General features: G+C 62.8%; 25 protein-coding genes. 12 read left to right on the top strand and 13 right to left on the bottom strand.

The genetic code is table 11. The features are described from left to right. Positions 1-151 precede the first annotated feature (151 nt). From C5L14_RS01385 to C5L14_RS01400, 4 genes are read left to right on the top strand one after another with little or no spacing between them, the layout of a single operon-like run. Positions 152-1,297: an acyl-CoA dehydrogenase family protein gene (locus C5L14_RS01385; RefSeq protein WP_105860240.1), complete on the top strand. Its 1,146-nt coding sequence runs from the start codon at positions 152-154 to the stop codon at positions 1,295-1,297. Then, positions 1,294-2,076, top strand: a complete 783-nt coding sequence (locus C5L14_RS01390) for a 3-ketoacyl-ACP reductase (RefSeq protein WP_105860241.1) — start codon at positions 1,294-1,296, stop codon at positions 2,074-2,076. Before C5L14_RS01385 ends, C5L14_RS01390 begins: the two co-directional genes overlap by 4 nt. Before the next feature lie 10 nt (positions 2,077-2,086). Further along, the gene (locus C5L14_RS01395; RefSeq protein WP_105860242.1) at positions 2,087-3,232 is read left to right on the top strand and encodes a dihydrodipicolinate synthase family protein; all 1,146 of its coding nucleotides are present in this window, start codon (positions 2,087-2,089) and stop codon (positions 3,230-3,232) included. 9 nt (positions 3,233-3,241) lie between these two features. Then, the gene (locus tag C5L14_RS01400) at positions 3,242-4,102 is read left to right on the top strand and encodes a sugar phosphate isomerase/epimerase family protein (RefSeq protein WP_105860243.1); all 861 of its coding nucleotides are present in this window, start codon (positions 3,242-3,244) and stop codon (positions 4,100-4,102) included. Positions 4,103-4,189: 87 nt separating this feature from the next. Here C5L14_RS01400 and C5L14_RS01405 read toward each other — a convergent pair whose 3' ends face one another. Then, positions 4,190-5,209 carry an ABC transporter ATP-binding protein gene (locus C5L14_RS01405; RefSeq protein ID WP_245443164.1) on the bottom strand — a complete coding sequence of 340 codons (1,020 nt, stop codon included), beginning with the start codon at positions 5,207-5,209 and terminating at the stop codon, positions 4,190-4,192. 182 nt (positions 5,210-5,391) lie between these two features. Then, positions 5,392-5,694 carry a YMGG-like glycine zipper-containing protein gene (locus tag C5L14_RS01410; protein ID WP_105860245.1) on the bottom strand — a complete coding sequence of 101 codons (303 nt, stop codon included), beginning with the start codon at positions 5,692-5,694 and terminating at the stop codon, positions 5,392-5,394. Positions 5,695-5,899: 205 nt separating this feature from the next. Between C5L14_RS01410 and C5L14_RS01415 the strand changes: the two genes are divergently transcribed. Next, on the top strand, positions 5,900-6,061 hold the full coding sequence (locus C5L14_RS01415) for a DUF1328 family protein (RefSeq protein WP_105860246.1): 162 nt from the start codon (positions 5,900-5,902) through the stop codon (positions 6,059-6,061). 428 nt (positions 6,062-6,489) lie between these two features. Continuing rightward, entirely contained in the window at positions 6,490-7,218 is a 729-nt protein-coding gene (locus C5L14_RS01420; RefSeq protein ID WP_181160964.1) for a TerB family tellurite resistance protein, read from the top strand. Between the two features lie 121 nt (positions 7,219-7,339). Here C5L14_RS01420 and C5L14_RS30205 read toward each other — a convergent pair whose 3' ends face one another. Then, positions 7,340-7,729: a hypothetical protein gene (locus C5L14_RS30205; RefSeq protein WP_181161012.1), complete on the bottom strand. Its 390-nt coding sequence runs from the start codon at positions 7,727-7,729 to the stop codon at positions 7,340-7,342. A gap of 107 nt (positions 7,730-7,836) precedes the next feature. Here C5L14_RS30205 and C5L14_RS01430 point away from each other — a divergent pair, with 107 nt between their 5' ends. Then, the gene (locus tag C5L14_RS01430) at positions 7,837-8,070 is read left to right on the top strand and encodes a cold-shock protein (RefSeq protein ID WP_105860636.1); all 234 of its coding nucleotides are present in this window, start codon (positions 7,837-7,839) and stop codon (positions 8,068-8,070) included. Positions 8,071-8,094: 24 nt separating this feature from the next. Here C5L14_RS01430 and C5L14_RS01435 read toward each other — a convergent pair whose 3' ends face one another. From C5L14_RS01435 to C5L14_RS01470, 8 genes are all read right to left on the bottom strand, one after another. Further along, the gene (locus tag C5L14_RS01435) at positions 8,095-8,457 is read right to left on the bottom strand and encodes a hypothetical protein (protein ID WP_105860249.1); all 363 of its coding nucleotides are present in this window, start codon (positions 8,455-8,457) and stop codon (positions 8,095-8,097) included. A 181-nt stretch (positions 8,458-8,638) separates the two neighbouring features. Then, complete coding sequence (locus C5L14_RS01440; protein WP_105860250.1) at positions 8,639-9,958, bottom strand: S41 family peptidase; 1,320 nt, start codon at positions 9,956-9,958, stop codon at positions 8,639-8,641. Between the two features lie 134 nt (positions 9,959-10,092). Next, positions 10,093-10,302, bottom strand: coding sequence for a hypothetical protein (locus C5L14_RS01445; RefSeq protein ID WP_105860251.1), 210 nt, complete (start codon positions 10,300-10,302; stop codon positions 10,093-10,095). 272 nt (positions 10,303-10,574) lie between these two features. Then, positions 10,575-10,814 (bottom strand): hypothetical protein, encoded by a 240-nt coding sequence (locus C5L14_RS01450; protein ID WP_245443166.1) that lies wholly within the window; start codon positions 10,812-10,814, stop codon positions 10,575-10,577. A gap of 522 nt (positions 10,815-11,336) precedes the next feature. Further along, on the bottom strand, positions 11,337-11,939 hold the full coding sequence (locus tag C5L14_RS01455) for a response regulator (protein ID WP_105860252.1): 603 nt from the start codon (positions 11,937-11,939) through the stop codon (positions 11,337-11,339). 188 nt (positions 11,940-12,127) lie between these two features. Further along, positions 12,128-12,517, bottom strand: a complete 390-nt coding sequence (locus tag C5L14_RS01460; protein ID WP_105860253.1) for a response regulator — start codon at positions 12,515-12,517, stop codon at positions 12,128-12,130. A 185-nt stretch (positions 12,518-12,702) separates the two neighbouring features. Beyond that, positions 12,703-13,140, bottom strand: a complete 438-nt coding sequence (locus C5L14_RS01465; protein ID WP_105860254.1) for a CBS domain-containing protein — start codon at positions 13,138-13,140, stop codon at positions 12,703-12,705. 19 nt (positions 13,141-13,159) lie between these two features. After that, entirely contained in the window at positions 13,160-13,444 is a 285-nt protein-coding gene (locus C5L14_RS01470; protein WP_105860255.1) for a hypothetical protein, read from the bottom strand. A gap of 252 nt (positions 13,445-13,696) precedes the next feature. Here C5L14_RS01470 and C5L14_RS01475 point away from each other — a divergent pair, with 252 nt between their 5' ends. From C5L14_RS01475 to C5L14_RS01490, 5 genes are all read left to right on the top strand, one after another. Further along, a complete protein-coding gene (locus C5L14_RS01475; protein ID WP_105860256.1) occupies positions 13,697-14,776 on the top strand; it encodes an ROK family protein in 1,080 nt (359 codons plus the stop codon). Positions 14,777-14,860: 84 nt separating this feature from the next. After that, positions 14,861-15,022, top strand: coding sequence for a hypothetical protein (locus C5L14_RS30210; RefSeq protein ID WP_181160965.1), 162 nt, complete (start codon positions 14,861-14,863; stop codon positions 15,020-15,022). Positions 15,023-15,271: 249 nt separating this feature from the next. After that, on the top strand, positions 15,272-16,828 hold the full coding sequence (locus C5L14_RS01480) for a PAS domain S-box protein (protein WP_105860257.1): 1,557 nt from the start codon (positions 15,272-15,274) through the stop codon (positions 16,826-16,828). Positions 16,829-16,906: 78 nt separating this feature from the next. Next, positions 16,907-17,167 (top strand): PepSY domain-containing protein, encoded by a 261-nt coding sequence (locus tag C5L14_RS01485; protein ID WP_068290161.1) that lies wholly within the window; start codon positions 16,907-16,909, stop codon positions 17,165-17,167. A gap of 137 nt (positions 17,168-17,304) precedes the next feature. Next, positions 17,305-18,162 (top strand): alpha/beta fold hydrolase, encoded by an 858-nt coding sequence (locus C5L14_RS01490; protein WP_105860638.1) that lies wholly within the window; start codon positions 17,305-17,307, stop codon positions 18,160-18,162. On the opposite strand, the gene C5L14_RS01495 is transcribed toward C5L14_RS01490, so the two are convergent. Both C5L14_RS01495 and C5L14_RS01500 read right to left on the bottom strand, forming a co-directional pair. Next, complete coding sequence (locus C5L14_RS01495) at positions 18,144-19,103, bottom strand: DUF6328 family protein (RefSeq protein WP_105860258.1); 960 nt, start codon at positions 19,101-19,103, stop codon at positions 18,144-18,146. The two genes, C5L14_RS01490 and C5L14_RS01495, sit on opposite strands and share 19 nt — an antisense overlap. A 27-nt stretch (positions 19,104-19,130) precedes the next feature. Beyond that, entirely contained in the window at positions 19,131-19,409 is a 279-nt protein-coding gene (locus tag C5L14_RS01500; RefSeq protein WP_105860259.1) for an aa3-type cytochrome c oxidase subunit IV, read from the bottom strand. Positions 19,410-19,555: the final 146 nt, after the last annotated feature.

Raw genomic sequence — 19,555 nt, forward strand, 5'->3', positions numbered from 1 at the left:
CCGTTGTCATCGTTCTTCTCTGGCCTGCCCGACCCGGCCTCTCTTCGATCGCACGTCCGACCGATCGGTTCCGAGGGGCCCGTCAGGCTTGACCCATTTGATCCACGTGCGTTATAGCAGTAACTAGATAGTTACAAAAGGGGAGAAGCGCATGTATCCGAGCGAAACGCAGATGCAGGTGCGCGACATGGCGCGGCAGTTCGCCGACGAGGTCGTCAAACCGCTGGCAGAGGGGCTCGATCGCGAGGAACGTTTCCCCCACGAGATCTATGAGCAGATGGGCGAGCTCGGGCTGTTCGGCATCGGCGTTCCCGAGGCCATGGGCGGCCCGGGCTTCGACACCCTGACCTACGCGCTCGTGATGGAAGAGCTTGCAAGGGGCTATGCCTCGGTTGCCGATCAATGCGGCCTGGTGGAGCTCATCTCCACGCTGCTGGTCAGGCATGGCACGCCGGCCCAGCGTGAGACCTGGCTGGCTCCGGCGATGCGCGGAACCAAGCGCGTGGCTTATTGCATTACCGAGCCGGAGGCCGGAACGGATGTTTCCGGCATCAGGACCACGGCGGAACGGGACGGGGAGGGCTGGCGCCTCAACGGCGGCAAGATCTGGATCCACAACGCGCCGGTCGCCGATGTCGGTTTCGTGCTGGCCCGGACGGATAGGGATGCCGGCCATCGCGGCATGAGCATCTTCATCGTCGATCTCAACGCCAAGGGCGTCGAGCGCGGTCCCAAGGAGCACAAGATGGGGCAGCGCGCCAGCCAGGTCGGCGCGCTCAATTTCACCAATGTGGCGCTCGGGCCGGATGCCCTGCTGGGAGAGCTCGGCAAGGGGTTCCACATGATGATGAGCGTGCTCGACAAGGGCCGCGTCGGCATCGCGGCGCTCGCCGTCGGCATCGGCCAGGCCGGCCTCGAGGCGGCCGTCGACTATGCCCGCCAGCGCAAGCAGTTCGGAAAGGCGATCGCCGAGTTCCAGGGCGTGCAATGGCTGATTGCCGACATGGCCAAGGATATCGAGGCGGCCCGTCTCCTGGTGCACAGCGCGGCGGTGAAGATCGATCGCGGGGACAATGCAACGAAGGCCTGCTCGATCGCCAAATGCTTCGCAGGCGACATGGCGGTTGCCCGCACCGCCGATGCCGTCCAGGTCTTCGGCGGTTCCGGCTATATCCGCGGCTTCGAGGTGGAGCGCCTCTATCGCGACGCCAAGATCACTCAGATCTATGAGGGCACCAACCAGATCCAGCGCATGATCATCGCCCGAGAGCTGTTCAAGCATGGAGCGCTGGCATGAGTGCGTCACTCCGTCAGGCGGCTTTCATCACCGGCTCGAGTAGGGGCATCGGCCTGGCGGCTGCCGTCGAACTGGCCAGGCACGGCTTTGCGATCGCCTTGAACGGGCCTGTCGACGACGAGGAACTGCGGGACGCCGAGGAGCGCGTGCGCGCCCTCGATGTACCCGTCACGCGCGTCGCTGGCGACATAGCCGACATCGGCGCGCATGAGGCGATGCTCGACCTGGCCGAAAAGGCGCTGGGGCCGCTCTCGACCCTGATCAACAATGCAGGCGTATCGGTCCTGAACCGCGGCGACCCGCTCGATGTCAGCGAGGAAAGCTATGACCGCTGCCAGGCCGTCAATGCCAAGGCGCAATTCTTCCTGTGCCAGAAATGGGCGAGGCGCGTTCTTGCGCGGGACCGCAATGACGGCCGCTTCTATTCGATCGTGAATGTGTCGTCGTCGAATGCCGATGCGGTCGCCGAGCCGCGGGCGGAGTACTGCGTCTCGAAGGCCGGCTCGGCCATGGTGAGCAAGGTGTTCGCCGTGCGCCTGGGCCGCGAGAACATCGCCGTCTACGATATCAGGCCGGGCCTGATCGAGACCGCGATGACGCAGTCGGTGACGAGCCTGTACCAGCGGCGCATCGACGAGGAGGGCTTGACGCTGATGCGGCGCCTGGGCCGGCCCGAGGATGTCGGCGCGGTGATGGCGACGCTCGCCACCGGCAGGCTCCCCTATACGACAGGCCAGGTGATCGCCGTGGATGCCGGCATGCTGGTGCCGAGATTTTGAGGAAACTGCAATGATCCGTCTTCCCGACACCAATGGCGCTTTCTCCGACTATCGGCTCAGCGGCAAGGTGATCCCGGCCGCCCGCTTGCCCGCCGGCGCGGCGCGCGTCGTGTTTTCGGCGGCCCATGTCGTGGCTGATCCTTTCACGGCCAATGATCCTTCCGGGCCTGCTACCATCGACTGGAAGGCGACGATGGCGTTTCGCCATCATCTGAACGATCTCGGCCTCGGCATTGCCGAAGCGATGGATACCGCCCAGCGCGGTATGGGCCTGGACTGGCCCGGGGCCCTCGAACTCATCCGGCGCACCCGCGAAGAGCTTCCGCAGGCGCTGATCTTCAACGGATGCGGCACCGACCAACTGGAACCGAGCCGGGCGCGGGGCCTGGACGACGTCCGTCGCGCCTATTTCGAACAGGTGGAAGCCATCCAGGCCCTGGGAGGGCGCCTCATCCTGATGGCGAGCCGCGCCCTTGCCGCGGTGGCCGGCTCAGCGGACGATTATGTGAAGGTCTATGGCGATGTCCTGGCTCGCTGCGACCGGCCCGTCATCCTTCACTGGCTCGGCGACATGTTCGACCCGGCGCTCAAGGGCTACTGGGGCAGCGGCAGCTTCGAGGCCGCCATGGAGGTGGCGCTGCGCGTCATCGAAGAGAACGTGGCGAAGGTTGACGGCATCAAGATTTCGCTCCTGGACAAGGACAAGGAAATCGCGATGCGGCGGCGGCTCCCTGCCGGCGTCAAGATGTATACGGGCGACGACTTCAACTATCCGGACTTGATTGCCGGCGACGAGATCGGCTTTTCGCACGCCCTTCTCGGGATCTTTGATCCCCTCGCGCCGGCTGCGGCCTTCGCCATCCAGAAACTGGGGGAGGGCGACATCAGGGCCTTCCATGCGGTGCTGGATCCCACCGTCCCGCTGGCCCGGCTCATCTTCCGGGCACCCACGCAGTTTTACAAGACGGGCGTCGTCTTCCTTGCCTGGCTCAACGGCTTCCAGGAGCATTTCGTCATGCTAAGCGGGGCGCAGGCGATGAGGCCGCTGCCCTATTTCGTCGAGCTCTTCAAGCATGCCGATGCCTGCGGCCTGCTGCGCGACCCGGACCTGGCAGCCGATCGCATGCGCAAGCTGCTCGCGCTCTACGGCGCCTGAGCCCCCGCGATGCGCGATTTCTCGACGGATCATTCGGCGCTCGCCCTGAATACCGCGACGCTCGGGCATAATCTGGATGGCCATGGCGCCGGCTGGCCCGTCGAGCGGGTCATCGATGCCTGTGCCGAGCGCGGCTTTGGCGGGATCGTGTTCTGGCGCCGGGAAATCGGGGATCGAGCCATCGAGATCGGCAATCGTGCCCGCAAGGCAGGCCTTACGGTGGCAGGTCTCTGCCGCAGCCCCTTCCTGGTGGGTCCGATGGCGCCACGGCCTTCATCCGCTCTGCGCGACGACTTCCAGGCCTCGATCGACATGGCGGCAGGGCTCGGGACCTCGATCCTGACCATCGTCGTCGGCGGGGTCGAGCCGGAAAGCCGGGGGGTGGAGGACAGCCTGAAACGGGTGGCCGAACGGGTCGCCGAGGCCGCGCCCTACGCGGCGCAGCGGGGCGTGGGCCTGGCGCTCGAACCGCTCAACCCCGTCTATGCCGGCAACCGCTCCTGTCTCGTCACGGTGCGGGACGCCATCGATTTATGCGAAGCCATCGACGCGGCCAATGTCGGCATTGCGGTCGATGTCTATCACGTCTGGTGGGACACCTCGCTTGCGCGCGAACTCCGGCGCGCCGGCAAGTACCGCATCCTGGGATATCATCTGTGCGACTGGCTCGCCGACACGCGCGATGTGCTGCTCGATCGCGGCATGATGGGGGACGGTGTCGCCGATCTCAAAGCGCTGCGTGCAGCGGTGGAGGCCGCGGGCTATCGGGGTTTTTGCGAGGTCGAGGTCTTCTCCGCCGAGAACTGGTGGAAGCGCGATCCGGCGCAGGTGCTCGACGCCTGCGTCGAGCGCTTTCGCTCCGTCTGCTGAAGCGTCCGACAAGATGGCAGTCGTCGATCATACATCGTCGAGCGGCGGATCTTTGAGGAGCCTTCCGGCGATGGCCAGGCGAAGCCCTCATGACCGTTCGGCACTCCGCATCGCAGTGGCGACCAGGCGATAGCGGGCCTGGATCACGCGATAATCGCGATACCAGTTCACGAGGTCACTCCAGGGATCGTTGATCTTGGCGAGCCCCGAGACGAAGGCGACGACCGTGCCGATTTCCGTCTGGCCCTGGACGACGAGATAGCCGCCAATGCCCAGAATGATTGCCGTGCCCAGGGAATTGAGCCAGTTCATCGCGAAGTTGAGCGCGAATTTGAGCCGGTAAATGCTCATGTTCAGCCGAAAGACCTGGTCGACGCGCCTGGACTGGGAATGATTGGTCTTTTCGTCGCGCTCGACCGTGTCGACCAGCATCACGCTGATCTTGCGCAGCACCCAGATGCGGGCTCCCACCCGCCGGTTTATCGCGCCTTGCAGCAGCGGTACCAGGAAACATTGCGGCAGAAAGACGAGAATGCCGACAAGCGCCATCAGTGGCTGGAGATAGGTGAGATAGCCAAATACAGAGAGCAATATGCCGATCTGGAGGATTGGATCGGAAAGGCTTGCGCCGACAAAACCGCCGATCGGATCGACCTCGGCGACGACGATGGCGATTTCAACGCCGCCGGCCTTGCCGGAGGGCAGCACCGAGTCGGGCCGCTGCGCGACATGCGAGATCTCGTTTCGAAGCCATCGTACCGCCGACTCGCCGATCCAGTTGCGATAGAGATTGAGTCCGATCTTGATCAGGCCTTGCAGCAAGGTGAGAGCGGCGAAGGCGATCGCCAGGGTCAGCACGACGTAGAGATCGCCTCCCTTCACGGCGGAATTGACCAGCCGCCGCTGCACCTCGAGCGGCACGGTGTCCGCGATGAACAGCAGGACGGCCCCCAGAGCGATCCAGATCTGATGTCGGCCTGAAACCCAGATGATGAAGCCGATCAGGGTTTCCGGCATTGGGGCATTGGGCGAGGTATGCGGGCTCTCATGCGGGCCCACCTGTGCCGTAACCAGTCTGTAGGCTGCCGCCAGGAATTGTCGAAGCACTGCTCTGCGACCTGAAAATGTTGCGCCTTTCAACGTCGGCCGGAGGCTAGCTGTTCCAAGGCAAGGCAGCACTTCGTGATCAACGCCTTCCAATTCCGGTCAGGCGCTGGCCATGGAGGAGGGCAGCCGGAATCGAGGCCCGGAGCCATGAAACCCCGGACCAAGGCTTCCGTGGCAAGGCCTCAGTAATAGGCCGTGCACACCCTGTTGCCATACTCGTCATAGCCGACCCGTGCGCATGAACGCCCGCCGTCGGGGGGCGCCGTCGCGGCGCCTACTGCGGCACCTCCCACGGCGCCGACGGCACCGCCGATGAGCGCGCCGCGTCCAGGGTGCCGGTTCGAGACGGCAGCACCCACCGCAGCGCCGCCGATGCCACCGATAACCGCTCCGCCAGCGGCACGATCGCCGGGACTGTCACTCGCACAGGCTGCGACGGACATGGCGATACCGGCCGCCGCGAGAATTCTAAGCAATTCAGCCATGATCGTTATCCCTGGTTGCAATAGTGCAAGAACCCCGCAGTGTAGGGATCGTTCCATTTCGAAACAGCGATGTCGGGACGCTTGGGCTCGGCGGCTTACCCCATCAAAGCAAGCAGGCAAAGCAAGCAGGCAGGTCAGACCTGCACGGGCGGGAACAAAGCTCGGTTGACGAGGTTTGATAGCACCACAGTAAAGAGGTGCCGCCATGCTTCATTGGATCCTCATTCTATTGATCATTGCCGCCGCGGCCAGCTTGCTGGGACTGCCGGCACTCGCGGGGGCTGCCGCAACGGGAGCCCGGGTCCTGATCGGGATCGCGCTGATCCTGTTCCTGCTCGTGCTGCTGGGTGTCCTCACCGTTGCCTAGGGCAAAGCGCGCTTAGGCGTGAACCGTGGCTGCTCCGACGTTTAGCTCGTTTTGACGCGTTTTCGGAAGGTCTATCAGTTCTTCTGGAAGAACGCTTTCGGGGCGCCTACCGCCCCGCGTCCAGCCACATCCCCCAATGCCTGGCGCGGGTCTCGGGGCGCCATGGCACCGCCTCCGTTGCACCGCCGGCCGCACCGATGTTTCGATGGCCGTTTTCAATGGCCATGTCTGTTTTCAATGGTCGTGCCTGTTGACGCGTGTGCACCGCCCAATCAAACATCGGTGGGACGCAATCGTTCAAACGGACGGTTGCAGGCCTTTGGATTGCTGCCGACGTGGTCGCATATCGCCTGACACTGCGCGTCGAGAAGTCACCGATGCCCAAGAAAACGGGACCACCTCGACCGAACAGACCTTTGTCCGCGGGAATGAACCCACCGTCGGGCGGGGCCGGCATCGGTGGCCTTCTGCTGGTCATCGAATATCAGGATGCCGCCGGCCGCCGGCGGTTTCGGCCGGTCACGCTCTGGTCGATCAAACCAGGACGGGACGGCGTGCCCCGTCTTCTCGGCTACAGCCACGATCAGGGGGACCTTCGTTCCTTCCGGCTCGACAGAATCCTGTCGATCGCCGACGCCGATGGCGTGCTTCAGGAGCCCCTGGACGTGTTCTACAGGCAGGTGCTCGGCGTGTCCTGGTCACCGGCGCGCGCTGAAATCTCCGCAGCCGATCGGGCAGGGGAACGTTGGGCCGTGATCCGCAGGGTCGCGCGGGAGAATGGCCTCGTTCTCGCCGTCGCTGTCGCGAGGGCCGACTTGCAAATGTCGGGCGAGGAGGTGACGGTCATGCTCGATCGTGTCGAAGCCGCCTGCGCCGCCGGGGGTATCGACCTGAGTCCGGACGACTTGGAGCGGGCCGGCCGGTGGATCCGGCGTATGCGCCCGTCGGCGGATGCCGTGGGCAAGAACCTGCGCGAGCTCGATGCGGCTGCGCCAGCGGTGAAGGCCAAGCTGATCGAATTTTGCCTGGCGGTGGCCGACAGCGATGGTTTTCGTCATCATCGGGAGCTTACGCTCATCGACCAATTCTCGCGTGCCCTTCTCGGGGAAAGCCTCACGCTGCGCCGCGCTTTCGGGGGCGACGGCCAAGCCGGCTGAACATCGGATCGCTGCCGAACTTGCAAATGAACTCCACAGCTTGAATTTTTGATGGTTTAGTCAAGAATTGCGAGGGCTTTCCAGCCGGTCTGTTGAGCAGTACTGGACACAAAGAGTTGCTCTAGTGCCGTTTGAAATACTGAATCTCGCGTTCGTGTTTTTGGGCGGCTTCCTTGGATTGGAACGTGCCGAGATTGCGTCTTTTGCCGGTCTTGGGATCCACCTTTCGCGAGTAGATGCGATATTCCCCTGATTTCAATTTTCGGATCATCGCGCGAATTCTCCCGTCTGTCTCGAAGATATCCGTCGGCGATCTGCTCGCAAACACTGGAGCGATCGCTGCGGCAGCCGAACGGCCCGACCCCGGGGATCTCGGGTCGATCTGTAGGGGCCGAGCCGCCACGGCCGATGCTGCATCGGCCGAACGAAGCCTGGAGCGCCGGGCGTTCCGTGCTTCGCCCTTTCCCAACCCGATTTTGGGCGCATCGTTCCATCTGGAGTTTCCCGACATGCCGGCGTCCGGGGATCGACCGAATGTTCATGTGGACGCGGACCGGAACGAATGTCTTTGGCTTGCGTTCAAAGTCCACGCGGCAATTTGGCCTGGAGGGACTGGAAATGATCACCGGCAGCCTGAAATGGTTCAACTACGACAAGGGCTATGGCTTCATCGCGCCCGATGACGGCAGCGTCGACGCTTTCGTGCATATCAGGGAACTCGAACGCAGCGGCATCGGCACGGTGCGGGAGGGCCAGCGCATGAGTTATGACCTGGTGGTCGATTCAAAGACCGGCAAGTCGAAGGCCGGCAATCTCAAGATCCTGCCCTCCGAGGGAATGGCAGGAGTCTGAGCAGCGATTGCCGGCGGCTCGGCACTATGAGGCGATGACCAGCGTCACTTCGTCCGTGTCGTCAAACGTCATGGCGATCACCGAGGACGGCGCCGACCCGTACTCTTCCAGTGCGGCTTGCAGGCGAGGCGTCTCGGCGATGACCTTTCTCATATGCCGCAGCTCGCCCGGGCCCGTTTCGGCGATCTGCTGATTGGCGGCGATCCGCTGCGGGATCGACAGCTCGTCGAAGGTGGCGACAGAGACCGTCCGGATCTCTCCGGGTGCACGCTCGATTACCTCGTCACTGGCCGAGGCCGCCGGATCGGTCAGGGGCTGGGCGAGGCCAACGGCACCGCCATAAGCCAGGATGATCGCTGCGAATGTGGCAGATAGAAACTTGCGCATGATGTCTCCTTTCCCGATCGTGGTCAGGGATCATCACTGGAGAGCTTCGCACAGCATCGGTTCGATCATTTGCCGTCCGGATGGCAATTTTGTGGGATCGACTCCGCTGCGGGCGGTCGGGTCAGGCCTCGTCTCGCCGTGGCGCAGTCCCGGCATGCCAGCCGGGCGTTTCCGGGGCGGTTCAGCGAGGTGCGGTGCCACCGGCTGGAAAGGACGGATTCTTGCGGATGCCGTGGAGCAATTCGATCGCGGCGTTGAGCTGCACATCGTCCTTTTCGTCAACGGGGACATAGGCAGACGAGCCCCCCTGCTCGGTATCGCCCTGCCCGCCGAGATGTCCCTTGAGGCCGGCTTCACCGCCGGCGGCATCCTGGATCTTCGTATTGGCCGGAATGTTCTGCTTCACCACGATTTCCGGATCGATGCCCTTGGCTTGGATCGATCGGCCCGATGGCGTGTAGTAGCGGGCGGTCGTCAAGACGAGAGCGCCATTGTCCCCAAGCGGAAAGACGGTCTGAACCGATCCCTTGCCGAAAGAACGCGTCCCCAGAATTGTCGCGCGGCGGTGATCCTGCCACGCACCTGCCACGATTTCGGCGGCAGAAGCCGAGCCCCCGTTGATGAGCACGATGATCGGCTTGGTATGAACGAGGCCACCTTCCGTGGCGCTATAGCGCAGGGAATCGTCGGCTCCCCGTCCGCGCGTGGAGACGATTTCTCCCCGTCCGACCAGGGCACCGGCCACCTCGACGGCTTGGCTGAGCAGGCCGCCTGGATTGTTGCGCATATCGATGATGTAGCCGGCAAGAGCCCGGCCCCCCTTGTCGGCCCCGGCTTGCGTCATGGCTTTCAGGAAGTCGTCGGACGTGTTGCCGCTGAATTGGGCAATGCGGATATAAGCGATGTCGCCGCCGATCTTCCTGGTCCGGACGGAAGTCAGCTTGATGGTATCGCGGATGAGCTTGACGTCTACCGGCTGGGCATCACCGCCGCGCCGGACCGTGAGGGTGACCGTGCTGTTCTCGGGCCCGCGCATTTTCTGGCTGGCTTCCTGCAGCGGCATGCCCTGTGTGGATTTGCCGTCGATCGCCGTGATGATGTCGCCGGAAAGAAGGCCGGCCTTTGCCGCGGGCGTATCGTCGATGGCGGAGACCACCTTGAGCCGTTCACCCTCGAGGGTGACTTCGAGCCCAATTCCCGAAAAGGCGCCCGAAGTCTGGGTCTGCAAGTCCCGAAAACCGGCGGCATCGACGTAGCGCGAGTGCGGATCGAGGGCGGACACCATGCCGTTGATGGCGCCTGCGACAAGCTGGGCGTCGTCAGGCTCGGTCACGTAATTGGCGCGCACCTGCTCATAGACATCGCCGAAGCGATTGAGCTGCCGATAGGCGTCATCGGCGGAAGCGTTGGCGTTGCCGAGCAGACCGGAATGCGTGAGGGCGAATGCGGTTGTCGCGCCCATTGCGATGCCACCCAGCAGGAGCGAAACTCTGCCATACATTTGCGCACCTCTTCCCGAAGACGCGAAAGCTATCCGCTTCGCAAACAGCCGAGCTTAAACGGCGGGATGAAGCAGGCCGGCCGCACCGGCCTGTCGCGAAATTGGCGCCGGTATCAAGCCCGGAACATCCTATCTCAGGCTGCCTTGCTCAACATGACCACGGTGTCGGTCTGCTGCGGCAGCTGCGGCACCAGGCTGGAATGATATTCATCGCGCCAGTGGGCGAGCCTCACCAGCCGAGCCACTTCCATCTTCTGGGCGCCGTCTTTGTCCGATGCCATCGCGACGGGCTCAGCCCTGATCTGATTCAGTGCTTGCGTCACATGAGTGGGCGACAGCTTCATTGGAACAACTCCCAGGCTGCAGCCACCATAAAGGCGACCAATCGGATGTCTGCCGACGGCCAGGGAACGTCATAACGCCCTTCAAAGCCTAAGGCCTCGCACGACGAGGCAATGCAGTTCCCCAAGCGCCAGGACAGACCTCACGCTCTATTCCACAAAGCTGCCACATCAATCCGGCCATATTCTGGCCGCTGGAAGGCAATTGCATGAAGGGACAATACTCGGAGTTTGAGTTCCAGCATTTCGAGAGAAGAAGACGGCAAGCGGCCTGTCTAACCCGCTTTCTTGGCGTCCCTCAGGGCTTTTTGGAGCTTGAAGGCAAGTTCGAGCAAACGTTGCGGAATGGGTTCCCGCTCGACGCGGGCCAGGATACGCGCCACTTCCTGGTCTGCGGATGTTGCCTTATCTTCCTTGTCTGCAGGTCTAGCCTTGCCGCTCTTTTGATCGTCATTCACTGGACTGCTCGTCTCGCCGTTGGTCAGGGGCAACTTGCACGAGCCGAAGAACGTCAAGGAGCGGTTTCCCCGGTCGCCTGCCAACAGACTAGGAGGTTTGTGCTGGGAAGTCACTTGCAAAGGTCCTGTCGCATTTGCCGCCCGCGCATGGCCGGTCCGGAATCGATATGGCCTTGCTAACCATCCTCCCTCGACAATGTTCCCAGCATGGGGAACAGTCCGCCTCCAGCGGGCGAGGAAGAACGACGCGTCCGCGATTATGGCGGGCACGTCGTGATGCCGGGAGGATTCAAGTAGTCGGCGGGTATTATCTCAATCGGATGGCCCTTTGACTTTCACGCCCTGGTTTCCAATCGTAATCTCTACGGTATTCTTGTTCCTTTCATGGTAGACATAGGCACCGATTCCGGCGGCTGCCACGATTATGACTATCAACAAAATAAGAGTGTTGCGGCTCATATCTTCTTCCGATGCGATTGACTGTCGGACACTAACGCATCGTCACCCGCTACGGTTCCGCTACCCTCGCGGCCGCCAGCCCTGGGTCGAAACTCCCGGTGAAAAATTCAGGTCACGCATTCAGTCGAGCAACTGGTGACCCACAACCGCAAAGGTCCTGTCCAGGATGTCGCAAAGCCATGGAAGCGTATCCTGGTCCGGTGGCTTGCTGTCCGCCAGGTCGATGGCGGCCAGCAGTGTTTGCTCGACCAACCGGTCGGCGGCCGCCTTGCCGTGAAGATGTCGGCGTGCTCTGAGCCTGAGTTCGGGAAGGAAGCCGGCGACGTCCGTGGTCGGGTCCGCCGCGGCGGTTTCGTTTTCGTCCTGCGCCCTGCGGCGCGCCACGAACAGGGTCTCCAGCAGGGCGTGACGCCCTCCCGACTTGCCAACCTTCTCGACATGTCTGAGATGGGTGGGAATGACGTCTTCGTCGTAGCTGCTGAAGAAGACGAACGGAATACCCAGCGCCAGCAGGCGGTCTGCGATGGGAAAGACCATCTTGCCATTGATGTTGACGTCGAGAATGGCTGCGTTGGCCGAGGTCACATGATCTTGCGCGGCCTCGATCGTCGGTGCCGGCCCGAGGATGACAGCCCCTTTCTCTTCGAAATAGTCAGCCAGATCGCCGGCGAGAAATATCTCGTCCTCGACGATCAGGAGACGCATGCCATGGAGTTGTTGCATGGGTCGTCACTCACTTTGAGGCAGTTAGGCAGAACGCGGATGTCGTATTTTCCAACGTGGCGAAGCTGTCCTTTCGGACCGGCCTTCGCTCCGCGTTCCGCTCACCCGGTACTCGTGTGTAACGATGCAAACTTGCACATGTTCCCCGTGACGATCGGGGACGGTTACAGTACCGTTACGGTAGGTTGTTACTCTCTGGTCAGACGCGCAATGGTTTCGAGCAAGGCCTGATGCTGGACGGGTTTGCTCAGCACCGGCGCGTCGGGAACCTTTTGCCGCAGGGTGTCGGGGAGCATCTTGCCCGTGCAGAAGGCGATAGGAATGCCGCGGGCTGCAAGCAGATCGACCACGGGCTCGCTGGTGTCGTTGCCGAGGCTAATGTCCAGGACAGCCGCCGTGATGGCCTGCTGTTCGGTGACTTCCAACGCCGAGGCCAAGGTCAGACACGGGCCGGCGATGCGGGCGCCGGCCGACATCAGCGTATCTTCGATGTCGAGCGCGATGATGATTTCATCGTCGGCGACCAGGATCGTGTGGCCCTCCAGGATACCGCCGGGGACTGTCTCGGTCGTGGTCATGGCATTTTCCTCCCGCCGGCCCGCATGGATTCGCTCAATTTCCTGTGGCTCGACGAACAAGGCAATTCGAAAAATGGTGCGGCTATGGCGATGCCTGAGCCATCGCGGCTTCTTCCCACCTCTTCCCTCCATATGAGTGTGACCGCCGGCACAGGCAGGCCGGCGGCGTGAGGCACAAGGAGGACCTAGAACGTCGCCTGGCTGTGTTCGCCGCCCGGGCGGGCAATCTCGCTGAGAGCGGCCCCAGCCTTGTCGGTTTCGTGGGTGCGCGCGAGATCGCTCAGGGAGACGATGCCGACCAGGCGCTTGTCACGATTGACCACGGGAAGTCTGCGCACCTGGATCTCGCCCAGATTATCAAGGACATCCTCTATCTCTTCATCGTCAAAACAATATTTGACGTCCGCGGTCATGACATCCCGGACAAGGCTCTCCGCGCCCCGCCCTGCGGCGACGCCGCGGACGGCGATATCGCGGTCCGTGATCATGCCCACCAGCCGATCGGCGTGCGCGACGGGAAGCATGCCGATGTCGAGGCCAAGCATGAGCTGCGCCGCTTTCTGGATCGTCTCGTCCGGCGTGGCGACGCAGACTTCGGTCGTCATGGCTTGCCTGATTTTCATCATAACCTCCTTTGCCGTTCTAGCGTCCGCCCGGCTCACTCCCCGTGCCGGCCGAACTGTCGAATTGAGCGCGCTGTTGCGCGGGCTCGGAGCCGGTCGCAAGGGCCTCGGTATCTTCCGGGCCTTCCGGAAATTCGACGGAGATGTTGACGTTCCGGCGTTCCTTGAGGTCCAGCGAGGCCGCGGCCACAGCGGTTTCGAAAGCTGCCTCTGGAAGCTCGTATCCGCCGCCACGCTTGCCATCGTGTTCGATGACCCAGCCATCGGCTCTGCCAATGATGCGATAGGATGCTTGAGACATCATCGATCTCCCTGTCGGATCGGTTGCGATACAGACGAAACGCGGGCCTGCAGATCCCTATCGAGTACCTGCGGCCGTTCCGATACCTGCTTGCCTATCAAACGACACCCGCGGAGGAGGGTTCCATCGCCGGGAGCCCTTTTTGCCAGCCTCGGGGCTGCGATGACGGCATCGTGACGGGTTGTGGCGGAACCTTCGGAGCGCGAAATGGTTGTCGCCAGCAATGGAATACCGAGGGGATCGACAGGTTCAAGGATGAACGACCAAACGGGTTGGCAATTTCTCAATCACGGCGGCGATATGCTGCCCTCCGTCCGCGTCGACGGATACAATATCGGCCTGCGCGACAAGGAGGGGTTTGTCGGCGACAGGGCCAATACGGGTGCTTTTCTCGAAAAGCTGGAGGAATTGCGCCTGCTTTACCGCAAGGCCGGCGAAGATCCCCTGGGCGAGGAAGCCACCGAGGAAATCAAGCGCAAGCAGATCGACGAGATGTTGACCGGCGACGATCTGAACAGCGCCGCACTGGTGCATGGAGCGCTGGAGGAGTTTGCGCGGTCTCTGTCCGACGTCATCCGGCGTTTCCTGCGAACCGCCTCCTGGCAGCGCACCGAGCGGATCGTCATCGGCGGAGGTTTTCGGGAAAGCCGTGTGGGACGGCTGGCGATTGCGCGGACCCAGGCCCTGCTCAGCGGGGAGGGGATCAAGGTGGAAGTGGTGCCGATCGCCAATCACCCCGATGAAGCGGGACTGATCGGCAGCCTGCATATGCTGCCGCCCTATGTGCTGGCCAATCATGACGGCATGCTGGCGGTGGATATCGGCGGGCGCAACATCCGCGCCGGAATCGTGCTGAGCCAGGTGGACAAGCAAGCCGACCTCGGCCGGGCCAAGGTGGAAAAGCTGGTGATCTGGCGTCATGCCGATGACGAGCCGGCGCGGACGGCGGCGATCGGCCGTCTTGGCGAGATGCTGCAGGACCTGCGTTCCCGCGCGGAGAAGAACAAGATCAGGCTTACCCCGGTAATCGGCGTCGGCTGTCCGGGCGCTATCAAACCCGACGGTTCCATCGCGCGAGGGGGCCAGAATCTGCCGGGTTCCAACTGGGAAGGCGCCAATTTCAATCTGCCGGCCGCCTTGCTCAAATTCGTGCCGAAGATCGGCGGGCAGGCGACCCACATCGTTCTTCACAACGATGCGGTCGTTCAGGGCTTGTCGGAGGTGCCCCGCATGGGCGACGTCAAGCGCTGGGGCATATTGACCATCGGCACCGGGCTGGGCAATGCGCGCTTCACCAACAGGCAGACGGAAAAGGGCAAAGGCTCCGCCCGGTGATGCCCCCGCAAGGCCTAGGCCCCATTGGAACCGAATTGCTACCGGACCGTTCAGGAAGTCCGTACCTCAGCGGAGTGGAGCACGATGTCCGAGAAAAAGATCAAGACGAAGGAGCCTCTGGGACGCCCCAACGACAACGGGCGGAACGAAGAGGCGGAAAAGCTCAAACATGGCGAAACGCCGAAGGATCAGACCGGAGCGCCCAAGGGCAGAAACCGCAGCAATGCCGGCGAGACCACTTCGTGAAAAGGCCTGGCCGGACCAGGGGTGCTGACCGGCTCCGATTTCCATGCCGGTGAACCGCGGTGTCTGCCCCTGCCGGAGCTGTCGAAGACTTGGCCGCCTGTGTTTTGGATTGTATTTATCCGAGCCGCTTGGCTATTGTGCTCGCCATATTGCAGCGCGCTTCGAGGCAGGGTGGATGCATTTCCTCCGCCAGCCGGTTTCGGAGCGGATATTAAGCGATAGTTCTGGGTCTTTGAGGCAATTGAGGCTGTGTCGGCGTTGAAAACCGGAAAGGAGCCGAGCGGCAGGCCGGCGCTCGCGTTTGGCGTAGCGGATCCTGCCCAGGATGAACCTGTGCCGCTGGCGCATCGCGTGCTTCAGCAAAGCGCGGTTTTTCAATTCACCGATCTGCTGTATCGCGCGCGCAGCCTCGACCAGATCTACGACGCCGCTTTCGATGCCATCAACGACATGCTGGGCTGTACACGCGCAGCGATCATGCGCTTCGATGACAGGACCGCTCTGCGCTTTGTGGCCTGGCGAAGACTATCGGAAGACTATCGAGCCGGTGCCCAGGGCCATTCGCCGTGGCAATCCGGCGAGAAGGAGCCGGCGGCGATTTATGTGGACGACATCGGCAAGGCCGACCTTCCGCCCGACCTTATCGCCCTGATCCGGCACGAGGGTATCGGCGCACTGGCCTTTATTCCGATCATGGTCGGCCAAGACATGGCCGGCAAATTGGTGTTCTACTACGACACGCCCCATCCCTTCACGGATGAGGAGCGTGGAATGGCGCTCATCATTGCTCGCCAACTGGGCTTTGCGATCGAGCGCTATCATAACGACCAGACCGCCCGCCGCTTTGCAGCGCTGGTGGAATCCTCAGACGATGCGATCATCTCCAAGAGTCTCGAAGGGGTCATCGTCAGCTGGAATGCCGGGGCCGAGCGTCTGTTCGGCTATACCGCCTCCGAGGCGGTCGGCCGATCGGTGATGATGCTGATTCCGCCCGACCGACATAATGAAGAGCCGGCGATATTGGCACGGATTCGGGCGGGTGAGCGGATCGATCACTACGAGACCATCCGCCGGCGCAAGGACGGCAGCCTGGTCGATATCTCGCTGAGCGTGTCCCCGATCAAGGATGCCGGAGGCGTGATCATCGGGGCCTCCAAAATCGCCCGTGACATCACCGAGCGTCGCCGGGCCCAGGAGCAGCAGCAGCTTCTCCTGCATGAGATGAATCACCGGGTCAAAAACCTGTTTGCCCTTGCCACCAGCATCGTCAATTTGAGCGTGGCTTCCGCCGAAACGCCGGCCATGCTCGCCTCGATCGTGGCCGATCGACTGGGCGCGCTGTCGAGGGCGCATGCGCTGACCCTTGCGTCGAGAACCGCCGATAACGGCTTCAGGAAAACGGCGACGCTGCATGCACTGATCGAAGCGATCCTGGCTCCCTATGTGGAAGGCCCGCAGGGGGAGCGCAGGCGGTTTACGGTCGAAGGGCTGGATATCGAACTTGCGGAGAACGTGGTGACGCCGGTTGCGCTTCTCCTGCATGAGTTCGCGACGAATGCTGCCAAATATGGCAGTTTTTCCACGCCGACAGGCCGCGTGGCCATCGAGTGCCGGCGCCGGGGCGGCGATGCCGTGATCGTATGGCGCGAGACCGGCGGTCCACAGGTACAACCATCGGACGCCGAGGGTTTCGGCAGCCGTCTCGTGCGGCTGGCCGCCAGCCAGTTCGGCGGATTTTCACGCGAATGGCATCCTGAAGGACTGGTCATCGAACTGACGATGGACCTGAGCCGGGTCGGCCCCTGAGTCCGGCCGGGCATTCCAGGGGAACCTAAAGCCTTCTGCTTGGTTCTTGTTGCGCATTCGGAACATGAGGGATGCGCGATGGGAAGAATAGTCGGGGCCCTTGCCGGCCTTTTGCTTCTTGCTGGTGTGGCGAGTGCGCAGACCACCAGCACCGCTCTACCCCCACAGGGCAGTCTGAAATTGTCGCAGATCATCGCCAAGGTCGAAGCTCGGGATGGCTTCGCCTATATTTCTGAGATCGAGTGGAGCCAGAGCGGCTATTATGAGGTCACCTATATGACCACCGACAAGGCCAAGGTCGAGCTGCATCTCGATCCCATGTCCGGCGCGACGCGATAGGGCACTCCCCCGCCTGAGAGCGGGCACCGGCCGCGCCTGGCTGAAGAACATGCCGGGAGCGGCCGGTGTCATGCAGCGACTTGCCAGCGGGGTGATTGCTCGGCGCGAGCGCCCTCACCAACAAGGACATTGGCGCGATGGAAGAGCGGATCATCGATGGCGAGGGGGTGCGGATCCGGACTCAGGCCTTTGGGCATCTGGACGATCCACCCGTTCTCCTGATAGCCGGCGCGTTCGCATCGATGGTCTGGTGGCCGGAAGATTTCGTGGAATTGCTTTCCTCGGGCGGGCGCTATGTCATCCGTTACGACAACCGGGACACCGGCGGGTCGACGGCGTATGCACCCGGAACGGCGAAGTACACGATTGGAGACATGGCCAAGGATGCCATGGCCGTGCTCAGCGGCTACAACCTCCAGGCGGGTCATCTGGTCGGCATGTCGATGGGCGGCGTCATCGCCCAAATGGCGGCCCTCATCAGGCCGCATCGTGTCAGGACGCTGATCGTCATCAATTCCACGCCGCTCGGCGTCGAGTGGCTGCCGCCTCCCCGAGAGGACTACAGGCAGCACATGGCCACCCTCGGCCATCTCGATTGGAACGACAGGGATCAGGTGACGGATTTCCTCGCCCGCGATGCCGCGGCTGCTGCCGGCAGCAGCCACCCGCATGATGCCGATGCAGCCCGTCGTCTGATCGAAAGGGATCTGGCCAATTCGCCATCCTTTTCGAGCCTGCAGAACCATTTGGCGGTGGCGGCGCCATCGCCTGTTCAGGCCAGGGCGGCCGATATCCAGGTCCCCACTTTGATCGTGCATGGCACGGCCGACCCGGTGTTTCCGATCGCCCATGCCGATGCCATGGCGACGGCGGTCAAGGGCGCCCGCCTCGTCGCCATCGAGGGCGGCGGCCACGACCTGCACCGCGAGGACTGGCCGCAAATCGTGCGGGAGATCATGCTCCACACCAGCATCATTCACGTCGGAAGGTTGTGAGAGCCGGGCTTGCTCCCCGGGGTCCGGTGCTGAATGCCGTCTGAGCGCTCCTCGCTCAGCCGCTTGTGGCGATGCCACAGAGGCAGGACATACCACAGCCCCAGCAGCAACGCGGCCGAGAGGCCGGCAAGCAGATGAGCGAGCCCGTCGCTTCCGGTGATCTTCTGCACGACGACATGGATATCCGCGCACAAGCCGAGAGCCAGAAAGACGGTGGCGGCCAGGACGAGCCGGCTCGCCATCCTGTGAAACTCTTCGGTGTCGCGTCCCCGATAGCCCAGCCGATGGTAGGCCGCCGGCGCCATCAGCAGGATGGTGGACAGCGTGATCAGACCAAGCGCCAGGCCATGCAGGAGCTTGGCGTCCGGCGGGAGGCGTTCGAAGCCCTCGGTCAGGACGATGGCCAGTTGGAAGCCCAGGAGCGCCTGCGCGCCGGGCAGGACCACGCGCGCCTCGGTGAGGACGTGCTCGACCTTGGTGCCGATGGAGGTTTCCTTGGTGGCCGCCATGGGTCGTTCTCGCTGTTGCCTGGATTGAAGGAGCGGCAAGCCGTACCAGAAGCCCAATGCAACGATGGTTGCAGCCGTCGCCGCCGCCACGCCGGTTGTGAAACCGATGACGCGATTTCCGGCTATGTAGAGGTCCAGCCCCAGCGCCGCTGCAAAAGGCAGCAAGCTCGCACCCGTGGCCCATCGGACCGTTTCCTCGACGCCCGGAGCCGCATGCCCTCCATAGGCGATGCGATGATGCGCACTGGGAAGGACGAGCAGACCCAGGACCAGCACCATGATGCAGAGCACGACGATCTCGATGGTCTTCTCACTGGGGGTGAGATGCTCGAATGCATTCTGGAAAGGAGCCTGCAATTGGAAGCCGATCAGGATTTGCGCCCCGAGCATCAAGGTACGGGATTCGTCGAGAGCTGCCTTGATCTTGCCCATCTGTGCCTCGCAGCCCGATCGACAGGCTCATCCGGTGGCGATCGCCAGGGTGGCCAGGCAGAAGGCCAGCACGGCGGCTCCGGGCTTCCAGTCCAGGCCCGGGACCGCAGCGCCGATCACGGCGGCCACGATCGACAATCCCAGTTCCAGACAGGCCAAAAACCACATATGGGCCACTCCCCCTACGGCGAGCGCGACAAGATGGGAAAGCAGCAGAAAGACTGCGATCAGCGTCAGCCTCACGAAGCCTTCGTAAGCCTGACGATGCTCGGCGAAGTCGAAGGATTTTCTCTCCGGTTGCATCATTGCAGCCTCCGTCGTCCACGTATGAAATCTGGGCCCGATCCTCTCCGGCCGCCGGAGGCCCATACTGCTTCCAGGGTCATGGCGGGCCGGGTCCCGGGCATAGCTGGTGATGGCGGTTGCCGATCGCTTTTCTAAGCCGGCTACGG

The sequence above is a fragment of the Labrys okinawensis genome (assembly GCF_002982075.1).
GTDB classification, from domain to species: domain Bacteria; phylum Pseudomonadota; class Alphaproteobacteria; order Rhizobiales; family Labraceae; genus Labrys; species Labrys okinawensis_A.

Coding starts and splice junctions, on each gene's coding strand:
- C5L14_RS01500 (WP_105860259.1), bottom strand. CDS start 19,409: ATGATGCAACCGGAGAGAAAATCCTTCGACTTCGCCGAGCATCGTCAG.
- C5L14_RS01490 (WP_105860638.1), top strand. CDS start 17,305: ATGGAAGAGCGGATCATCGATGGCGAGGGGGTGCGGATCCGGACTCAG.
- C5L14_RS01475 (WP_105860256.1), top strand. CDS start 13,697: ATGAACGACCAAACGGGTTGGCAATTTCTCAATCACGGCGGCGATATG.
- C5L14_RS01415 (WP_105860246.1), top strand. CDS start 5,900: ATGCTTCATTGGATCCTCATTCTATTGATCATTGCCGCCGCGGCCAGC.
- C5L14_RS01435 (WP_105860249.1), bottom strand. CDS start 8,457: ATGCGCAAGTTTCTATCTGCCACATTCGCAGCGATCATCCTGGCTTAT.
- C5L14_RS01420 (WP_181160964.1), top strand. CDS start 6,490: ATGAACCCACCGTCGGGCGGGGCCGGCATCGGTGGCCTTCTGCTGGTC.
- C5L14_RS01410 (WP_105860245.1), bottom strand. CDS start 5,694: ATGGCTGAATTGCTTAGAATTCTCGCGGCGGCCGGTATCGCCATGTCC.
- C5L14_RS01430 (WP_105860636.1), top strand. CDS start 7,837: ATGATCACCGGCAGCCTGAAATGGTTCAACTACGACAAGGGCTATGGC.
- C5L14_RS01495 (WP_105860258.1), bottom strand. CDS start 19,103: ATGGGCAAGATCAAGGCAGCTCTCGACGAATCCCGTACCTTGATGCTC.
- C5L14_RS01455 (WP_105860252.1), bottom strand. CDS start 11,939: ATGCAACAACTCCATGGCATGCGTCTCCTGATCGTCGAGGACGAGATA.
- C5L14_RS01385 (WP_105860240.1), top strand. CDS start 152: ATGTATCCGAGCGAAACGCAGATGCAGGTGCGCGACATGGCGCGGCAG.
- C5L14_RS01395 (WP_105860242.1), top strand. CDS start 2,087: ATGATCCGTCTTCCCGACACCAATGGCGCTTTCTCCGACTATCGGCTC.
- C5L14_RS01400 (WP_105860243.1), top strand. CDS start 3,242: ATGCGCGATTTCTCGACGGATCATTCGGCGCTCGCCCTGAATACCGCG.
- C5L14_RS30205 (WP_181161012.1), bottom strand. CDS start 7,729: ATGTCGGGAAACTCCAGATGGAACGATGCGCCCAAAATCGGGTTGGGA.
- C5L14_RS01440 (WP_105860250.1), bottom strand. CDS start 9,958: ATGTATGGCAGAGTTTCGCTCCTGCTGGGTGGCATCGCAATGGGCGCG.
- C5L14_RS01445 (WP_105860251.1), bottom strand. CDS start 10,302: ATGAAGCTGTCGCCCACTCATGTGACGCAAGCACTGAATCAGATCAGG.
- C5L14_RS01465 (WP_105860254.1), bottom strand. CDS start 13,140: ATGAAAATCAGGCAAGCCATGACGACCGAAGTCTGCGTCGCCACGCCG.
- C5L14_RS01390 (WP_105860241.1), top strand. CDS start 1,294: ATGAGTGCGTCACTCCGTCAGGCGGCTTTCATCACCGGCTCGAGTAGG.
- C5L14_RS01470 (WP_105860255.1), bottom strand. CDS start 13,444: ATGATGTCTCAAGCATCCTATCGCATCATTGGCAGAGCCGATGGCTGG.
- C5L14_RS30210 (WP_181160965.1), top strand. CDS start 14,861: ATGTCCGAGAAAAAGATCAAGACGAAGGAGCCTCTGGGACGCCCCAAC.
- C5L14_RS01485 (WP_068290161.1), top strand. CDS start 16,907: ATGGGAAGAATAGTCGGGGCCCTTGCCGGCCTTTTGCTTCTTGCTGGT.
- C5L14_RS01460 (WP_105860253.1), bottom strand. CDS start 12,517: ATGACCACGACCGAGACAGTCCCCGGCGGTATCCTGGAGGGCCACACG.